Origin of the sequence: Actinosynnema sp. CS-041913 (assembly GCF_050942485.1) — a bacterium.
Taxonomy (GTDB): Bacteria; Actinomycetota; Actinomycetes; order Mycobacteriales; family Pseudonocardiaceae; genus Actinosynnema.
In genome coordinates, this window is the sequence record NZ_CP192037.1 from 8,088,556 (window position 1) to 8,107,035 (window position 18,480).

General features: G+C 69.0%; 13 protein-coding genes and 1 CRISPR repeat array. All 13 genes read left to right on the forward strand.

Annotated elements, in window-relative coordinates:
• Positions 1-20 precede the first annotated feature (20 nt).
• The 13 genes from ACQPZF_RS36400 (at position 21) to cas1e (ending at position 18,455) form a co-directional block, all read left to right on the forward strand.
• On the forward strand, positions 21-566 hold the full coding sequence (locus tag ACQPZF_RS36400; protein WP_433264894.1) for a hypothetical protein: 546 nt from the start codon (positions 21-23) through the stop codon (positions 564-566).
• Complete coding sequence (locus tag ACQPZF_RS36405; RefSeq protein WP_433264896.1) at positions 553-2,697, forward strand: hypothetical protein; 2,145 nt, start codon at positions 553-555, stop codon at positions 2,695-2,697. The genes ACQPZF_RS36400 and ACQPZF_RS36405 overlap by 14 nt, the downstream gene beginning before the upstream one ends.
• Positions 2,694-4,211 carry an SCO6880 family protein gene (locus ACQPZF_RS36410; RefSeq protein WP_433264898.1) on the forward strand — a complete coding sequence of 506 codons (1,518 nt, stop codon included), beginning with the start codon at positions 2,694-2,696 and terminating at the stop codon, positions 4,209-4,211. The genes ACQPZF_RS36405 and ACQPZF_RS36410 overlap by 4 nt, the downstream gene beginning before the upstream one ends.
• Positions 4,208-5,632 carry a hypothetical protein gene (locus ACQPZF_RS36415; RefSeq protein ID WP_433264900.1) on the forward strand — a complete coding sequence of 475 codons (1,425 nt, stop codon included), beginning with the start codon at positions 4,208-4,210 and terminating at the stop codon, positions 5,630-5,632. Before ACQPZF_RS36410 ends, ACQPZF_RS36415 begins: the two co-directional genes overlap by 4 nt.
• Positions 5,629-7,401, forward strand: coding sequence for a type IV secretory system conjugative DNA transfer family protein (locus ACQPZF_RS36420; RefSeq protein WP_433264902.1), 1,773 nt, complete (start codon positions 5,629-5,631; stop codon positions 7,399-7,401). Before ACQPZF_RS36415 ends, ACQPZF_RS36420 begins: the two co-directional genes overlap by 4 nt.
• Positions 7,398-7,982 (forward strand): DUF4913 domain-containing protein, encoded by a 585-nt coding sequence (locus ACQPZF_RS36425; protein ID WP_433264903.1) that lies wholly within the window; start codon positions 7,398-7,400, stop codon positions 7,980-7,982. Before ACQPZF_RS36420 ends, ACQPZF_RS36425 begins: the two co-directional genes overlap by 4 nt.
• Before the next feature lie 176 nt (positions 7,983-8,158).
• A CRISPR array of direct repeats spans positions 8,159-9,405; the repeat unit is 28 nt; unit sequence GTCTTCCCCGCGCGAGCGGGGGTGGTCC.
• Between the two features lie 465 nt (positions 9,406-9,870).
• A complete protein-coding gene (gene cas3, locus ACQPZF_RS36430) occupies positions 9,871-12,645 on the forward strand; it encodes a CRISPR-associated helicase Cas3' (protein WP_433264905.1) in 2,775 nt (924 codons plus the stop codon).
• On the forward strand, positions 12,632-14,275 hold the full coding sequence (casA, locus tag ACQPZF_RS36435; RefSeq protein WP_433264907.1) for a type I-E CRISPR-associated protein Cse1/CasA: 1,644 nt from the start codon (positions 12,632-12,634) through the stop codon (positions 14,273-14,275). The genes cas3 and casA overlap by 14 nt, the downstream gene beginning before the upstream one ends.
• Positions 14,272-14,910 (forward strand): type I-E CRISPR-associated protein Cse2/CasB, encoded by a 639-nt coding sequence (gene casB, locus ACQPZF_RS36440; protein ID WP_433264909.1) that lies wholly within the window; start codon positions 14,272-14,274, stop codon positions 14,908-14,910. Before casA ends, casB begins: the two co-directional genes overlap by 4 nt.
• A gap of 27 nt (positions 14,911-14,937) precedes the next feature.
• Positions 14,938-16,077, forward strand: a complete 1,140-nt coding sequence (cas7e, locus tag ACQPZF_RS36445) for a type I-E CRISPR-associated protein Cas7/Cse4/CasC (protein ID WP_433264911.1) — start codon at positions 14,938-14,940, stop codon at positions 16,075-16,077.
• Positions 16,074-16,829: a type I-E CRISPR-associated protein Cas5/CasD gene (cas5e, locus tag ACQPZF_RS36450; RefSeq protein WP_433264913.1), complete on the forward strand. Its 756-nt coding sequence runs from the start codon at positions 16,074-16,076 to the stop codon at positions 16,827-16,829. Before cas7e ends, cas5e begins: the two co-directional genes overlap by 4 nt.
• Positions 16,829-17,491 carry a type I-E CRISPR-associated protein Cas6/Cse3/CasE gene (gene cas6e, locus ACQPZF_RS36455; RefSeq protein ID WP_433264915.1) on the forward strand — a complete coding sequence of 221 codons (663 nt, stop codon included), beginning with the start codon at positions 16,829-16,831 and terminating at the stop codon, positions 17,489-17,491. The genes cas5e and cas6e overlap by 1 nt, the downstream gene beginning before the upstream one ends.
• A complete protein-coding gene (gene cas1e, locus ACQPZF_RS36460; RefSeq protein ID WP_433264917.1) occupies positions 17,484-18,455 on the forward strand; it encodes a type I-E CRISPR-associated endonuclease Cas1e in 972 nt (323 codons plus the stop codon). Before cas6e ends, cas1e begins: the two co-directional genes overlap by 8 nt.
• The last annotated feature ends 25 nt before the right edge of the window (positions 18,456-18,480 follow it).

An 18,480-nucleotide genomic window follows, 5' to 3' on the forward strand; every position in this document is an offset into this window, starting at 1 on the left:
TCACGATCGTTGTGTCCACTGTGGCTATTGCTGCTGTGTTCGCCTCCGGCGTCGTGGTCGGACGTCAGGCACCCACGGACCGGCCTGTCGAGGGCCCCGATCTGGCCTGCGAGCGTGGAGATGAGGCGCTTGCCGCTGCGGCTGCGGCCCAACTGGCTGTCCTGGTCCCCCAGCGAGTCGCCGGCAGGCAGGCTGCACGTGACGCGGCACGGGCGTTGGGTGCGGCGCTGGAGGTCGCCGAGCGGTTCGGGCAGTGGGCGGAGCAGGAGAACCCTGTGTATCGGCACGCCTTGTTCGGCGCGACGGCGGTGAAGGTCGGAGAGCGGGACGGAGATCGGGCGCAGGTGACGGTCGACGGATACTGGTTGCGGTCGGCGGACGCGGCGAACGGTGCGGGTGAGTTCGCGAATGCCCTGTGGACGTATTGGTTGGTGTGGCGGGACGGACGTTGGGTGCCGTCGTCACCGCCGGAGGCGACGACGTTGCCCGGCGACCACACCGGCAAGGCCGCCGCGTTCATCCGGATCAAGGACGGGTTCGCGGGGGTGCCCCATGTCCGCTGCTAGCCAGGCTCGCCGGATCGGCTGGACGGTCACGGCGGCGCTCGTGGCGTGGCCGCTGGTGGCGGTGACGCTGATGTCGCCGGCGACCGCCCAGCCGGGTGGGCCGCAGGAGACCGAGGACATCGAGCTGGTCCGGATCGGTGATCGGCACCATCCGCGGCTGAAGGTGTCGGACGGGCGCTGGTGGTATCTCGCGCCGAGCTGTCCCTGGCCGCCGGCTGACGTTCCCGTCGATGCCGTGTGCGGTGGGGATCAAATCATCCTGCGCGACGACGCCGACCTGCGTTGCACCTTCGTGGTCAACCACCGCAGGGAACTCACGCCACCGCGTGCGACGTGGCGGTTCTGCTTGACCCGGCCTCCGTTGTCTCCGGCCTACCACTGGGACGAGAAGCAGAACCAGGCCCGGATCAGTCAACTGCGGTATGCGGTCGGTGCGTGTGTCGGCACCGACAAGGGTTGTATGCCGATGCAGTGGTGGCCGCGCAACGGCGACGGCACCATCGACTGCGCCGCGATCCCCCGTGACAAGCTCGGCGACTCCTTGGCCGCCGCGAGCAGGCAGGGCAGCGACAAGGCCGTCCTCGACCGGACCTGCGCGGTGCTCAACGCCTACCTCGCCGACCGCCCCTTCCCGCCGGGTACGTCGGCGGCGGATCTCAACCTCGCCGGGCGGACCGTAGCCGACGGGATCCCGATCGGCACCTCCACCGCGCCGACCGTCGCGGTGGTGGACTGGGACAAGGTCGGTGACAGCGTCCAGGCCCTGTGTTCGATACCGGCGAATCTGGCGACGATGGGGGCGCTGTGCGTCGGGGCGTCGGCGATGCGGGCGGGGGTGAAGCTGTGGGGCGCGATGGACTGCGCCACCGAGTTCGACAAGTGCCTGGCGGAGGCGGCGGCCCGCGCGATGCTCACCGGCCTGGAACTGACCCTCGCCGCGATGCGCCACCCCACCTCGATCGACTTCGACGACCCGGGGCTCCGGTCGGTCCTGGGTGCGATCGGCACGGTCAGCGCCTACCTGATCCTGACCCTGTTCCTGGTCAACGCGGTGATCGCGGCGGTGCGGATGCGGACCCGCGAGCTGGCCGAGAGCGGGCTGGGTGTGGTGCGGTGGGCGTTCGGTCTGGGTGTGGGCTTGACCTTGGTGGCGTTGGCGATCTTCATCTCGGATCGGGTCGCCGACTGGTTCGCCGGCGAGACGGCCCGGACTTCGGAGGCGGTGTACGCGAAGTTCTTCTCGCTGATGCACACGCTGGCCGCGTCGGGGCAGGTCGCGCAGACCAACGGCTGGTTGTTCGTCATGGTGGTGTGTTTCGTCGGGGCGTTGTCCTCCGGTGTGGCCTACCTGCTGTTGGTGTTCCGCAAGGGGGCCATCGTGTTGGCGGTCGCGTTGATGGTGCTGCAACTCGCCGGCGGCGCCGGGCCGCCCGGCACCCGCAAATGGGCGCGCAAGGGCGCGTCGATCCTGTGGGCGTGTGTCATCGCCAAGCCGTTGACGGTCATCGTGTTCCGGCTCGGCGAGAGCTGGATCGGCCAGAGCCGGGGCCTGGGTGATCTTCTGATCGGGGTCGGCACTCTCGGCATCGCGGCAGTCGCGCCGTTCGTGGTGGTGAAGTGGTTCCCGCTGCACGGCGACCACACCGGCCCGGCACGCGGATCGTTCGCGATGACCACGGCCGCCGCGTTGGCCATGATGTCCTCCCGCAGCTCCACGACCAGTGCGACCGTCCGGGCCAACGCCCCATCCACAACCGCAGGCACCGCTACGTCCACGTCGGGCGACAGGACGGCACCGACCTCGGCCGGGAGCAGGCCCCCGTCGACCCACGGCACCGTTCCGCCGCAGCAGGGCGCACCGGAGCAGCACACGGGCCGAAGGACACAGCCGGCGTCGTCCACTGGTGGTGTGCGGTCGGTGCTGACCGGCGCCGCGATCGCCGGGGCGGTCGCGGGCCAGGTCGCCATGGACGGGGTGACCACCGGTGGCGCGGACGACAGCCCCTACCCCGACCACCTCCCCTACCTGCCGCCCGCCGGCGGGTCCGGTTCCCAGCCGCCGGTGAAGACAACCGCACGTCGCCGCCCGAACAGCCCGTCGGGTCCGGCGGCAGGAAGGGGGCGGTGGTGACCGCGTCCGAGATCCGCGTGCGCTTCTCCAAGCGGCGCAACGAAGGAGTTCTCTGGGGCAAGACGCCCGCCCAGCTGGTCTGCCTGGTGGCGGCGCTGTTCACCGCGGTCGGCGGCCTGAACACCGCGGGTGTGGCCAAGGTGATTCCGCTGGGTGTGGCCGGGCTTCTGGTCGCGGCGGCTGTGGTGCCGGTGTTCGGGCGGCCGTTGGTGGACTTCGGTCCGGTCCTGCTGGGTCGTCTGGTCACCAGGCTGCTGGGCGAGCACGAATATCGTGGCGGGCCGTTCCGCCTCGGCCGCCACGAGTTCGTGCCCGACGGGCCCCGTCTGCCGGGGGACTTGTCGCGGCTGCGGTTCCAGACCTACCAGGTCGGCGAGGACCGCACCCGGGACCTCGGGGTCGTGAAGGACCTGATGGACGGCAGTTTCGTCGCCGTGCTGGAGGTCCGCGCCGACACGTTCACGTTGCTCGACTCCGCCGAGCAGGCGCAGCGCGTGGTCGGGTTCGGCGCGGTGCTGAACTCGTTGTGCCGCTCGGACAGCCCGCTGTCGCGGGTGCAGATCCTCCAGCGGGTGATCCCCGAGTCCGGTGACCCGGTGCGACGGGAGTGGAACGTCCGGGGCAGCCACGACAACCCGGTCGCCGCAGCCGCCTACGAGGAACTGATCAGCACCCAAGGCCGCACCGGACAACGCCACGAGTCGTTCCTGGTCCTCAAACTCGACCCACGGCGGGCCGCCGCGCGGATCACCGCGTCCGGCGGTGGTGACGACGGCGCGGCGGCCGTGCTGTTCTCCGAGATCACCAGGGTCAACCGGGGTCTGCGCGCGGCCGGCGTCGCCGTGCGCGGCTGGCTTCCCCCGCGCGGCCTCGCCTACGTCATCCGCACCGCGTTCGACCCCGCTGCGACCGCGATGCTCGACCGACGCGGCGGCGGCCAGGGCGACCAGCTCGGCGGCGACCCGGGAGCCCCGTCCGGGGTGGATCCGGCGGTGTGCCACCCGATGGCCACCACGACCACCCGCACCCACTACGCGACCGACTCCGCGGTGCACCGCACCTGGTGGATCGCCGAATGGCCGCGCGCCGACACCGGCGTGCCCGTGGGATTCCTGGAACCGATGCTGCTGCGGCTGACCACCCGCCGGACCCTGTCGCTGATCCTCGAACCGCTGCCCGCCAAGAAGGCCCAGACCCGGATCGACGTCGAGGCCAGTGCCGACGACGCACGCGAGACGCTCAACCGCCGCATCGACCGACGCACCAGACGCGCCGACCGCCGCGAAACCGAGGATCTGCACCGCCGCGAAGCCGAACTCGTCGAAGGGTTCGCCCACTTCCGCTTCCTCGGATTCGTCTCCGTCACCGCCACCACCCCCGAGGAGTTGGAAGTCCACGCGGGTGCGGTCGAAGCCGCCCTCAACGAGTCCACAGTGGAACCGCAAGTCCTGCAATGGGAGCAGGACCAGGGGTTCTGGGCCGCCGCCCTGCCGCTGGCACGAGGCCTGCGATGAGCACCCGACGCCAGGCATCCGTGGGGTGGGCCCTGCCGGACCGCGTGCCCCGGCCGTGGCTCGGGCCTCCCGGTCGGCGCGCGGGGCGGGTCCTGCACCGGATGACGCTGCCCGCACACGTCGAGTCCACCGCGCAACTGCGCGGCATGTTCCCGTGGCTGGCCGGGGTCGGGCTGCCGACCGCAGGCACCTACATCGGGCAGGAACGCTTCTCCGGCAGCCCGTTCTGCTTCGACCCGTGGCGGCTGTACTCGCTCGGCCTGCTGCACGACGCGGGGATCTTCATCGCCGGCGTCATCGGCAGCGGCAAATCCGCCCTCGCCAAATCCCTGTGCACCAGAGGCGTGGCCTTCGGCCGCAGATTCGCCGTACCCGGCGACATCCGCGGCGAATGGGTACCCGTCGTGCAAGCCCTCGGCGGCCGGGTGCTGCGCCTCGGGCCCGGCATGACCGAACGCCTCAACGCCCTCGCGATGCCCCCGAAACCCGACGGCATGACCGACGACCGGTGGTGGCCCATCGTCCGGTCGCACTGGGAAGAACTCCTCGTCGCCCTGGTCCGCACCCTGCTGCCCGAACAACGCGCCCTGACCATGGACGAACGCACCGCCCTGGAAACCGCCCTCACCACCGCCACCCGCCGGCACGACGTCGGCGGCGACCTGTCCCGCCTGCGCCCGATCCACCTGGGCCTGCTGGTCGACCTGCTACTCGACCCCACCCCCGACATGGCCGAGCAACACCACCTCGACCCGGCCACCCTGCGCGACCGCACCCACGACATCGGCCTCGCGATCCGCGCGCTGACCCGGGGCAGCCTGGCCGGACTGCTCGACGACGACCGTCCCGACAACCAACTCGACTGGCGCGACGCGGCCACCGTGGTCGACATCAGCCGCGTCAAGACCAGCGACACAGCGGTGGCCCTCGTCATGGCCACCACCCAGTCGGTCATCGAACTGGCCTTCGCCCACCGACCGGGCCACCGGTTCACCGTCTACGACGAAGCCTGGCGCCTCAACCGCTTCCCCGCGCTCATGGCCCGCACCAACGCAGGCCAGAAAGTGTCCCGCGCCACCGGCAACGCCACGCTCCTGCTCTGCCACCGCGCCACCGACATGCTCGGCGGCACACCCGAATCGCAGTTCCACGGCCGCGCCCTGCTCGCCGACTGCGGCACCCGAATCCTCTACCGACAACGCTCCGACCAACTCGCCGTCACCGCCGCCGAACTCCACCTCGACGACAACCAAGCGTGCCTGCTTCCGCTGCTGGAACAGGGAACCGCGCTCTGGAAAGTCAACGACCAGCCCTACCTGGTCGACCACCTGGTGCTGCGCGGCGGACGCGAATGGCACTTGATCGACACCGACCAGACCATGCGCGACGACTACCCCGAACCGACCGGAGCGGCACCGTGACACCGCGACGCGACCCACACGGCGACGACCAGCTGCTCACCCTGGCCCTGACACTCGTACTCACCGCGTCGACGGCAGGCGCGGTGACCGGGCTGGTTCTCGGAGGCGCGCTCACCGCGCTGCTCGACGGCCACGGCTGGACCTGGCGACCCACCGGCTGGATGCCCGCACTCGCCAGCCTGCTCCGCAACCCCGGCCACCCAGGCCGGGCATTCGGCCACCCCGACTCCGACCCTTTGCTGTGGTGGACCGTCACCGGCGTGGTCGAACTGCTCGTGGTCGCTTCGATCGTCACCGCAGTGGTGTTCTCCGCACGGCTCCTGAGCCACGACACCACCCTCGCCACCCGGCAGCAACTCCGCCGCACCCTCGGCGCGGACGCCGCCCGAGCACGGGCCCGACGCACCCGCCCCTCACTCGCCGGCACCGAACACCACCGCCCGATGGCGGACATCGCGGTCCACATGGGCCGATCAGTGCACCACCGCATCGAACTCTACGGACAACACGAGGACGCCGAACTGGTCATGGTCGGCACCAGACAAGGAAAAACCAACCGCCGCATCATCCCCCGCGTCCTCGACGCCCCCGGCCCCGTCGTCACCACCTCCACCAAAGGCGACGTCCTGGCCGCCACCGTCGGCATCCGCGAACAACTCGGCCCCGTCCACGTCTTCGACCCCGAAGACATCACCGGCTGGCCACAACCCCTGCGCTGGAACCCCATCAGCGGCTGCCACGACCCCGACGAAGCCATCCGCCGAGCCCGCGAACTCGTCGCCGCCAGACCCATGGACGGCACCGTCACCAACACCGGCTTCTTCACCGACTCCGCCGCCCGCGTCCTGCGTGCCTGGCTCCACGCCGCCGCCCTTGCCGGCAAAACCATGCGCGACGTCCTCGTCTGGGCGTCCCAATGGTCCGACGACGAACCCGTCACCATCCTCCGACACTCGCCCACCTCGACCCACTGGGCCACCACCCTGCGCGACCTGACCACCAACACCGCAGGCGAAATGCTCGGCGGCATCGCCCAAACCCTCAACCTCGTCCTGGACCCACTCAACTCACCACGCCTGCTCGACGCCTGCTCGCCACCACCCGAACTCGAATTCGACGTCGAAACCTTCCTCCGCTCCCAGGCAACCCTCTACATCATCAGCGAAGGCGGCGTCGGCTCCGCCGGACCACTCGCCTCAGCCCTGGCACTTCACGTCCACCACCAAGCCAAACGCCTCGCCACCCACTACCCCGACGGACGCCTCGACCCACCCCTGCGCTGCCCCTGGGACGAAATCGGCAATGTCGCCGCACCGGAAAACCTCAGCCAACTCGTCTCCGACTCCGGCGGCCGAGGCATCCACATGATCCTCGCCTGCCAAGGACTCGGCCAACTCCAACGCCGCTGGGGCAAAGACCAAACCCGCGAAATCTGGAACTCCGTCACCACCCGCCTCATCCTCGGCGGCGTCGCCGAAGCCGACACCCTCGACGACCTCTCCCGCCTCGTCGGCGACCACAAAACCCTGCACACCAGCGCCAGCACCGGCGAATTCCGCCGCACCCGCTCCACCACCTACAACTGGGAACGAGCCCTCCGCATCGACCAACTCCGCACCCTTCCCGACGGCCAAGCCCTCCTGCTCTACCGCAACACCCCCGCCACCCTCGTCCACCTCGACGCCTGGTTCGAACAACCCGACGCCCACCACCTACAAACCCTCAAACACCAAGCCGAAACACGCATGGGCCGGACGTCAACATCATGACTACCCCGCCACCACACGACCCCGCCGCGGAACTGGCACACCTCCGCGCCGCCCACGATCAACTCACCGACACCGTCGAACACCTCGTCAACGCCATGGAAACCCTCCACCACCACACAACCCACACCACACCCGGCGACTGGTCCTGGCAACACATGAACGCCGACCGAGCCGCCACAGTCTGGAACTGGCTCAACGACTTCGTAGACCACCTCAACACCCGAGAAGAACTCAACACCCGCCACCGCATCCCACCCTGCTGGCACCTCCACACCCGAACAATCGAAGACCTCACTGCCCTCCTAGCCGCCTGGCAGGACGCCTACCACAACACCACCGGCCCCACCCAAACCCTCATCAACTACCGCGACCGCTGGCTCTGGCCCACCCTCAACCGCCTCACCGAACAAAACACCCCACTCCGCCGCTGCATCGACAAAAACCAACACACCCCCTGGACCGAACCCACCGACAACACGTACCTCGACCCCCAAGGCCAACCCCTCGACCGCAAAACCCACCTCGCCCAACACGCCGCCACCGACACCCACCAACGACCACCCAAACACGACAACACCTAAACCCACCGCCCCACACGGACCGACCGAGCCCCCAGCCTCCACAGCGACAACATCGCAGAGTCGTCCACGGCGCAGCCAGCAGCTCCTGCCACCACATGCACAGGAACATCACCCACTCCGCGCACAAGTCGAAGCAAAAACGGCCCAGGACGCTGTAAACTCCCTGGTCAAGAAGTGTCTTCCCCGCGCGAGCGGGGGTGGTCCCAAGAAGAACTCGGAGAACCGCAACCTGCGCAAGTCTTCCCCGCGCGAGCGGGGGTGGTCCTCCAACTGGAACACCATCAGCCTGTACTACAAGGTCTTCCCCGCGCGAGCGGGGGTGGTCCCGCTCCAGGGTGCCTGGGGTGAAGCGGCAGCCCGTCTTCCCCGCGCGAGCGGGGGTGGTCCCGAGCGGTACCCCACGGGGTTCCGACAGCCGCTGTCTTCCCCGCGCGAGCGGGGGTGGTCCCAGGTCGAAGGCCTGGACGACGACGAGCACCAGGTCTTCCCCGCGCGAGCGGGGGTGGTCCGTCCGGCTGCTTCTCCGGCCAGGCGTAGCGGTTGTCTTCCCCGCGCGAGCGGGGGTGGTCCCGCGCGCCGGGGATAGCGCCGTACTGCTCGGCGGTCTTCCCCGCGCGAGCGGGGGTGGTCCCCCCCACGATCTCGCCGCCGCACTCCAGCACGAGTCTTCCCCGCGCGAGCGGGGGTGGTCCGCCGGTCGGCATGCGCGGTTCGCTGATCCCGCAGTCTTCCCCGCGCGAGCGGGGGTGGTCCGCCCGGATCCGGACCGAGGTGGAGGAACGCATGGTCTTCCCCGCGCGAGCGGGGGTGGTCCCCAGGTCAACCGGCTGATCCCTGCCGACTTGGCGGTCTTCCCCGCGCGAGCGGGGGTGGTCCAGCTCAGTCTCAGCCGCCGGGGGTTGGACCCGGGTCTTCCCCGCGCGAGCGGGGGTGGTCCGGGCGTTCGCCGACCAACCTGGCGGGCGCCCTTGTCTTCCCCGCGCGAGCGGGGGTGGTCCGTCGTCCGAGCTGTCCGCCGGTGCTTGTTGGATGTCTTCCCCGCGCGAGCGGGGGTGGTCCCGCACCGACCAGCACCAGCACCGGGAACGCGGAGTCTTCCCCGCGCGAGCGGGGGTGGTCCGCACCTCGTGCCCGGCGAGTTCGACAAGCAAGAGTCTTCCCCGCGCGAGCGGGGGTGGTCCCAGCCCGAAGCGCTTCACCGCCATCACGCCTCCGTCTTCCCCGCGCGAGCGGGGGTGGTCCGCCCCCACCGCCGGCTGGCGTGGCTGCACGGCGTCTTCCCCGCGTGAGCGGGGGTGGTCCCGTACCGGTGACCTCGATGAGGTCCACGTTGCCGTCTTCCCCGCGTGAGCGGGGGTGGTCCGCGCGGGCGGTCGCACGGGACAGGGCCGCCATGTCTTCCCCGCGTGAGCGGGGGTGGTCCCTCGCCGCCACTCTGGGGCTCCAACGACAGGTCGTGTCTTCCCCACGCGAGCGGGGTGGTCCTGCTCCGATCGGGTGATGCCAGTCGTTGTCGGAGTCTTCCCCACGTGAGCGGGGGTGATCCCTAGCCGTCCAGTTCTGTGATGCCTTCCTCGCACACGCCGGGGTGAAGCGCGACCGCAATTATCGGAATTCCACGCGACGTGGCCACACGCAGAGAAAGGGCCGCCTTCTCGGATAACCAGGTACGCCAGAACTTCAAACTAACTCTAGCGTCGGTAGCAACATGTCCACATACGATACCGCCCTGTTCCCACATGCGCTGCGGCAAGCCGCAAACTTGCGGGCTAACGCTCATCGCTGGTCTGTTCGAGCGAACCTTCAGGCTGATGGCTAACGATAGTCAGATCCGTACGTATGTCCCCGCAGTGGTGTAGGCGGTTCGACTGTTCGCAGGAAGGGTTTCATGTCGGACGGGTTCGACTTGGATGTGGTGTGGGGGAAGTCCGACCCGCAGGTTTGTCCCACGCATTGGTTGCCGCTGTACCAGCACTTGGCGGATGCGGAGGCTGTTGCGGGTGCGTTGGTGGACCGGTGGGTGTCGCCGCAGGTGTCGGCCCGGATCGCGCGTGATCTTCCTCATGGGCTCGACGGTGTTCGGGCGTTGGTGTGCTGGTTGGCGGCTGTGCACGACGTGGGCAAGGTGAGTCCGGCGTTCGCGGTCCAGGTACGTCGGTTGGCGGACCGGATGCTTGACCACGGGTTGGGTGCCAGTCCGCAGTTGCAGTTCGATCAGAATCGGTCGAAGGTTCGGCACGAGCTGGTCGGGCATCTGGCGGTGCGCAGGTACCTCGTGGATCACCACAGGTTTGATCGGGTGGCTGCGGAGCAGTTGGCGTGTGTGGTGGGCAGTCACCATGGTGTTCCGCCGGAGCATCGGCAGCTGAAGTTGGTCCGCGAGGAACACGCGTTGCGTGGTCAGGGTGTATGGGAACAGGCTCGGACGGAGTTCCTGCGGCGGGCAACGGCGGGAGTGGATCTCGGTCGGTACCGCTCTGTTCGGTTGAGCAAGCCGAGTCAGGTGTTGTTGACGGCGATCGTCATCATGGCTGACTGGATCGCGTCCAGTGCCGAGTTGTTTCCTTTGTTGGAGTTGCACGAGGAGCGTGGCGGGTTCGACACGTCGGCTCGTGTGGAGCGTGCGTGGCGGAAGCTGGCGTTGCCGGAGAGGTGGCGTGCGGGTCCGGTCGGGACGGTGTCGTCCGATGTGGACGCTGCTTTTCGTGCCCGCTTCGGGATCGAGGGTGCGTGTGCGCGGCCGGTGCAGGTTGCGGCGGTCGAGGTGGCGGCCGGGCAGGGGTGTCCGGGGCTGATGATCGTCGAAGCGCCGATGGGAGTGGGGAAGACCGAGGCCGCGTTGTTGGCCGTCGAGGAGCTGGCTGCGCGGTCGGGTGCGGATGGGTGTTTCGTCGCGTTGCCGACGCAGGCGACGACGGACGCGATGTTCGACAGGGTTCGGCGCTGGGTGGAGGCGCTGCCTGGTCGTGACGGTGCGGTGAGCGTGACGTTGGCGCACGGCAAGGCGTCGTTGAACGACGAGTTCGCCGGGTTGGTGCGTGAGGGTTGGTTCCGGTCGATCGGTGAAGGGTCCAAGGAGGAGCAGGACGCCGCGGCGGCGGTCGCCCATCACTGGTTGAGCGGTCGTAAGAAGGGCGCGTTGGCGGCGTTCGTGGTCGGCACGATCGATCAGGTGTTGTTCGCCGGGTTGAAGAGTCGCCATTTGATGCTGCGGCACTTGGCGTTGGCCGGCAAGGTCGTGGTGATCGACGAGGTGCACGCCTACGACGTGTACATGTCGCAGTATCTGCATCGGGTCCTTCATTGGCTGGGGGCGTACAAGGTTCCGGTGGTGTTGCTGTCGGCGACGTTGCCGGCTGATCGCCGTGCGGAGTTGCTTGCCGCCTACGAGGGTGGGCAACCGTCGGTGTCGAGGGACCTGGGGTATCCGGTGGTCGTGGCGTCGGGTGGTGTGGATCCCCGTCCCGTCCCGGCGCCGGACGGTGTCGGGCCTGTGGTGTTGGACCGGTTGCCGGATGATCTGGACTCGCTGGTGGGGTATCTGCGGAAGCACTTGGTCGAGGGTGGTTGCGCGGTGGTGGTGCGCAACACGGTGACCCGTGTGCAGGAGGCCGCGCAACGGTTGGAGCAGGAGTTCGGTGCGGAGGGGGTGACAGTGACGCATGCCCGTTTCCTGGCGTGTGACCGGGCGCGGAAGGACTTGGAGTTGCTGCGTCGGTTCGGCCGTGCGAAGGGACACCGGCCGGAGCTGCATATCGTGGTCGCCTCCCAGGTGGTCGAGCAGTCGTTGGACGTGGATTTCGACGTGATGGTGACCGATCTGGCGCCGACGGATCTGGTGTTGCAGCGGCTGGGCCGGTTGCACCGGCATGAACGCGGGCGGCCCGGCCCGCTGGCTGTTCCGCGGTGTGCGCTCGTGGGTGTGGACGACTGGGCGGCGCATCCGGTCCGGGCCGTGGAGAAGTCCCGCCGCATCTACGGTGATCACCTTCTGCTGCGGTCCGCGGCTTTGTTGTTCGAGGCGGAGTCGGTACATCTGCCGTCGGACATCGCGCCGTTGGTGCAGCGCGCCTACGGTGACGAACCGCTCGGCCCGACTTCCTGGCAGCCGGCGATGCGCGAGGCGGAGCAGGATGCGCGGACGCGGGCGACGCGTCGGATGGAGGAAGCCCGAACGTTCCTGCTCGGTGAGGTCGGAACGGACACGGATTCGTTGACAGCCTGGGTGCGTGCCGGCGTCGGCGATGTCGGTGACACCGAGGACCGGCACACGGGTGCGGCGCAGGTACGTGACGGCGAGGAGTCGTTGGAAGTGCTGGTGGTGCAGCGTGACGCCCATGGTGGGCTGTTGACGCCGCCGTGGATCGAGCGTGGCGGCGGCGAACAGATCCCGCTGGACATGTCGGTCGATTCCAGGCAGGCCAAGGTGATCGCGGCATGTGCGCTGCGGTTGCCGGTGGCGATGTCCCAGCCCTGGGTCATCGACGACGTCATTGCCGCGCTGGAGCGCAACGTTTTCACGAGTTTCAGCCTCGCTCCCCTGCTGAAGGGACAACTGGTCCTGGTGCTCGACGAGAACCGCGAGGCGGTGGTCGAGCACGGCGTGACGTGCTTCCGGTTGCGCTACGACGAACACAAGGGGTTGACACATGAGCGGGGATGAGCCGCTGTCATTCGACCTGATCGACCGCCCCTGGCTGCCGGCGCGGACGCTGGACGGTCGGGAGCGGGAGCTGTCCCTAATGGAGGTGTTCCGCCAGGCGCACCACCTGTCGGGTCTGGCCGGTGACGTGCCAACGCAGGTGTTCGCGTTGACCCGGCTGATGCTGGCCGTCCTGCACAGGGCGGTCGGGGGGCCGTGCGATGTGGCCGCGTGGGAGCGGCTGTGGCGGGCGCGGACACTTCCGGTCGGCGAGGTGGAGAGCTACCTGTCCGGGCATCGTGCGAGATACGACCTGTTCGACCCGGTCACGCCCTTCTTCCAAGTCGCCGGGCTGCGAACCGACAAGGGCGAGACGTCGGAGCTGAGCAAGCTGATCGCGGACGTGCCCAACGGGCTCCCGTTCTTCACCAACCGGCTGGGTGGCCGGCTGTCGCTGTCGTTCGCGGAGGCCGCCCGGTGGCTGGTGCACTGTCAGGCGTACGACCCGTCGGGCATCAAGTCCGGCGCGGCCGACGACACGCGCACCAAAAACGGCAAGGGATACCCGATCGGCGTCGCCTGGTCCGGTCAGCTCGGCGCGGTGCTGCCCGAGGGGCGCACGCTGCGGGAGACGCTGTTGCTGAACCTGATCCCGTGCGGAGTGGGGGTGATCGATCGGCGTCACGAGACCGATCTGCCGTCCTGGGAACGCGCGGAGGCCGCCGTCTTTCACGACGAGTCCCTTCCCGATCGGCCGCCGACGGGCCCGGTGGATCTGTACACGTGGCAGGCGCGGCGCGTGCGGCTGTTCGCTGACGGTGGCCGGGTCACCGGGGTGCTCATCTGCAACGGCGAGCGCATCACCCCGCAGAACAAGCAGACCGCCGAGCCTCACACGGCGTGGCGGCGCAGCGGCGCCCAGGAGAAGAAGTTGGGGGCGCGGACGGTGTACATGCCCCGTGAGCACGAGCCGGAGAAGGCGGTGTGGCGGGGTTTGCAGTCCCTGTTGCCCGGTGGTGTCGACCGTCCCCAGGATTCGGATGCGGCGGCTTTCCTGTCACCGGAAATCCTGGAATGGCTGGCGCAGGCCGAAGAGGTGATCGGCGACGACTACATCGTGCGGTTGCACACCATCGGCATGGTCTACGGCAGCCAGAACTCCACCACCGCCGACATCATCGACGACGTACTGTCCGTGCACGCCGTGCTGTTGCGGCACGACGCGGCACATCTGGCCCGCACGGCCGTCAGATGTGTGGAGGCCTCCGAACGTGCGGCGAGTGCGCTCGGCAAGCTGGCGCGCAATCTCGCGGCGGCAGCGGGCAGCGGCAAGGACGAACGCGAAGCCCCACGGACCCGCGCCACGGAACTGGCGTACGCCGAGCTGGATACCCGTTTCCGTGCGTGGTTGGCGTCGCTGACGGCCGACACCGATCCGGAGTCGGCCGAGAGCCGGTGGCACCACACGGCGGCCCGTGCGGTGCGCACGCTCGGCCAGGAGCTGGTGGACGCGGCCCCGATGACCGCGTGGGCCGGCCGCGTCGGGGACAAGCGTCTGATCAACACTCCGTTGGCCGAGACATGGTTCCACTTCGAGCTGAGGAAGGCGGTGCCCATGGCATACCCACAGGAGAGCGTGGCGATTCCGTGACAGCCGTGGAAGAGACCCGAAAAGCCGCACCGGCGCAACCCCGGTGGAAGGAGCTGACCGCGGTCGGTACCGAAGTGCACAAGCGGATCGTGTCGTTGCAGGCGAGGGTGATCGCCGACGAGTCCACCGCGGTCGCCACGTTGGCGAAGCTGCGACGTGGAGTCGGGAAACCGGCGGGCAGCGTCAACGAGATCCTGCAATACACGGTGTCGGAGGTCTTCGCCGGACCGGACGCCGACGACGGGCCGACCGCGGCGGAGACCGCCGCGCACATCGCCCTCACCCTGTACGCGTTGCACCAGCAGTCCCACCGCACTCGCGTGCACCTGCGCGGCTACGGCCTCGGCCGATCCGTCCGGCTGCTGCTCCCCGAGGAGCCGCAAACCACCCTCTCACCGGTGGCACGCCGTTTTCTCACGCTGGGGACCTCGCAGAGCCTGGACGAACTGGTGCATCACCTGCGCGGCATGGTGCAGCTGCTGCGGGCCAAACCGGTACCGCTGGATTACGGCCTGCTCGCCGACGAACTCACCCGTTGGCCGCAGCCCGACAGCGCCAACCGCATCCGGCTGCGGTGGGGCCGCGATTTCCACCGCACCACGCACCCGACCGATTCCACCACCGACGACCACTGACCTGCCTCGCCCCGAAGGACGTCATCCATGCCTCGCACCATCGTCGACATCCACGTCATCCAGACCGTGCCGCCGAGCAACATCAACCGTGACGACACGGGCAGCCCGAAAACCGCCGTCTACGGCGGGCGGCGGCGGGCGCGGGTGTCCAGCCAGTCGTGGAAGCGCGCCACGCGGGACGCGTTCGGGCAGTTGCTCGACCCCGACGAGTTGGGCGTGCGGACCAAGCGCGTGGTCGAGCTGCTGGCCGGGGAGATCACCCGGCAGGACAGCGGGCTGGCCGAGCGGTCGACGCAGTTGGCAGAGATCGTGCTCAACGCGGCCGGCATCAAGACCAAGGTGCCGCGCAAGGAGGAGGCGCTGCCCGAGTCCGGCTACCTGTTGTTCCTCAGCCGCCGCCAGATCGCCGCCTTGGCCGAACTGGCCGTCGAGGCCGCCCGAGCGGCCGGTGACGGCAAGCCCGAGGTGAACAAGCAGGACGCCAGGGCCCGCGCCGACCGGGAGCACTCGGTGGACGTGGCGTTGTTCGGCCGGATGGTCGCCGACGCGACCGACCTCAACGTCGACGCCGCCGCCCAGGTCGCCCACGCGCTGAGCGTGCACGCGGTGGACAACGAGTACGACTACTTCACCGCCGTGGACGACCAGAAGAACACCAGCGAGGCAGAGGACTCCGGAGCCGGTATGATCGGCACGGTGGAGTTCAACTCCTCCACCCTCTACCGCTACGCCACCGTCGACGTCGACCGGCTCCAGGACAACCTGGGCGACGTGAAGGCCACCCGCCGCGCGATCGAGGCGTTCGCCCGCGCGTTCGTCACCAGCATGCCCACCGGCAAGCAGAACACCTTCGCCAACCGCACGCTCCCCGACGCCGTCCTGGTGGTCGTGCGGGAAACGCAGTCGATCAACCTCGTCGGGGCGTTCGAGGAAGCCATCGGCGACGACGCTCCCGGCGGCCGGCTGATCGCCGCCATCGAACGCCTGGCCGCGCATGCCAGGGAATTGCACGAGGCGTTCGACGAGCAGCCGGTCGCGGCCTGGGTCTTCGGAGTCGGCGACAAGCGTGTGGCGCCGTTGACCGAGCTGGCACGTCGTTGCACGCGCGACTCGGCCGTCACCGAAGTGGGCGCGCTGGTCGCCGATCGGCTGGCGGTGCAGGCGTGACCACCCTGCTGCTGCGACTGGGCGCCCCACTGCAGTCCTGGGGCACCAGCAGCCGCTTCGTTCGCCGCAACACCGATCGCGTCCCCAGCCGCAGCGGCATCATCGGACTGCTCGCCGCCGCTCAAGGCCTCGACCGCACCACACCGCTGCGCACCCCACCCGACCAGCGGCCCGTCGACCCGACCGAGGATCTCCTCGGCCTGCGCATCGGCGTGCGCATCGACCAGCCAGGACGCCTGGAACGCGACTTCCAGACCGCACACACCCGCGACGGCGCGAACTCCATGCCCCTGTCCTACCGGTTTTACCTCGCCGACGCCGTCTTCGCCGTCGCCCTCGAAGGCCACCCCCAACTGCTGGACACCCTCCACCACGCCATGCGCAACCCGAAATTCCCGCTCTACCTCGGCCGACGCTCCTGCCCACCAGCCGGAAAGCTCCTCCACGGCATCCGCGAAGGCACCCTCCGCGACAGGCTGGAGACCGAACCCTGGCTCGCCTCCCCCTGGGTGCAACGCCAACACCGCAACGCCACGAAGGACCTCGAAGCCGTCGTGGACTGCGACCCCACCGAACCCGACGCCGAACTCGTCCGCGACGAGCCGATCAGCTCCGACCCCCGCCACCGCCAATACGGCTGGCGCACCGTCCACCGCATCCCCGTCACGGTGCCCAACCTCAGCCACCGCGACCACCCGGCGACGGTCGACCCACTGGACCCGTTCGCCGCGCTCGTCGAGGAAACCCTGTGATGCACCTGACCCGCTTCCAGTTCAACACCGCACGCCGCGCCACCCGCGCCTTGCTGGCCTCACCGCAGAAGATCCACGCCGCCGTCATGAACGCCTTTCCCACCACCTCCGGCGAGGGCGAGGGCCGAATCCTGTGGCGCATCGACCACCGCGAACACCAGGTGATGCTCTACCTGGTCAGTCCCCACCGGCCCGACCTCACCCACCTGGTGGAACAAGCAGGATGGCCCACCACCCACACCTGGGACACCCGCGACTACCAGCCCCTGCTCAACCGCCTCGACCTCGGCCAGGAATGGGCTTTCCGACTCAAGGCCAACCCCGTCGCCACCCGTCGCAAGACCCCCGAGTCCTCGCGCTCGCAACGCTTCGGCCACGTCACCGTCACGCAACAGACCGACTGGCTGCTCACCAGAACAGACAAGTGGGGCTTCACCGTCCCCACCGGCGAGCACAAGGAACCCGATGTCGCGGTCCGCGGCAGGGAGAACCTTCGATTCCAGCGCGAAGGCCGCGACGTCACCCTGAGCACCGCCACCTTCGAAGGCCGCCTGGAGATCACCGACCCACACGCACTGCGCGCCGCACTCATCAACGGCATCGGCCCCGCCAAAGGCTACGGCTGCGGACTGCTCACCCTGGCACCGGTCCGCCGTGCCTGACATCCCCGGCGCCCGTCCCGTCCCCCTGTCCCAACTCCTGCGCGCCCAGGACCGCATCTCGTTCCTCTACCTGGAACACTGCATCGTCCACCGCGAAGACAACGCCATCACCGCCACCGACAAACGCGGCACCGTCCACATCCCTGCCGCCACCCTCGGCGCGCTGCTTCTCGGCCCCGGCACCAATGTCAGCCAACAGGCCATGGTCCTGCTCGCCGAGAGCGGTTCCACCGCCGTGTGGGTCGGCGAACACGGCGTCCGCTACTACGCCCACGGCCGATCACTGGCCCAGACGTCCCGACTGTTGGAGATCCAGGCCAACCTCGTGTCCAATCAGCGCACACGTCTCCGCGTCGCTCGCGAGATGTACGCCATGCGCTTCCCCGGCGAAGACACTACAGGCCTGACAATGCAACAACTCCGCGGACGCGAAGGCGCACGCATCCGACGCCTCTACCGCGACCACGCCCGCCGAGTCGCCATCGACTGGGACCGCCGGGACTACGACCCCGATGACTTCGACGCCGGCACCCCCATCAACCAAGCCCTCTCCGCCGCCAACACCAGCCTCTACGGTGTCGTCCACGCCGTCATCGTCGCCCTCGGCTGCGCCCCCGGACTCGGCTTCGTCCACACAGGACACGTCAAGTCCTTCGTCTACGACATCGCCGACCTCTACAAAGCAGAGATCAGCATCCCGGTCGCCTTCGACATCGCCGCCCGCGAAGTCGCCGACATCGGCGCCGAAACCCGCCGAGCCGTCCGCGACCGCATGCGCGACGGCACCTTCCTCGAAACCTGCGTACGCGACATCAAAACCCTCCTCACCGAAGACGACGGCCTCGTCGAATACGGCCCAGAGGCGTTCGACGAAGCCTTCGACTCCCGCAACGTCGTCATGCTCTGGGACGACAACGGCCGCGCCGTCGCAGGCGGCACCAACTACGACGAGGACGACCTGTGACACCCCCTGTGTCAACCTCACGATC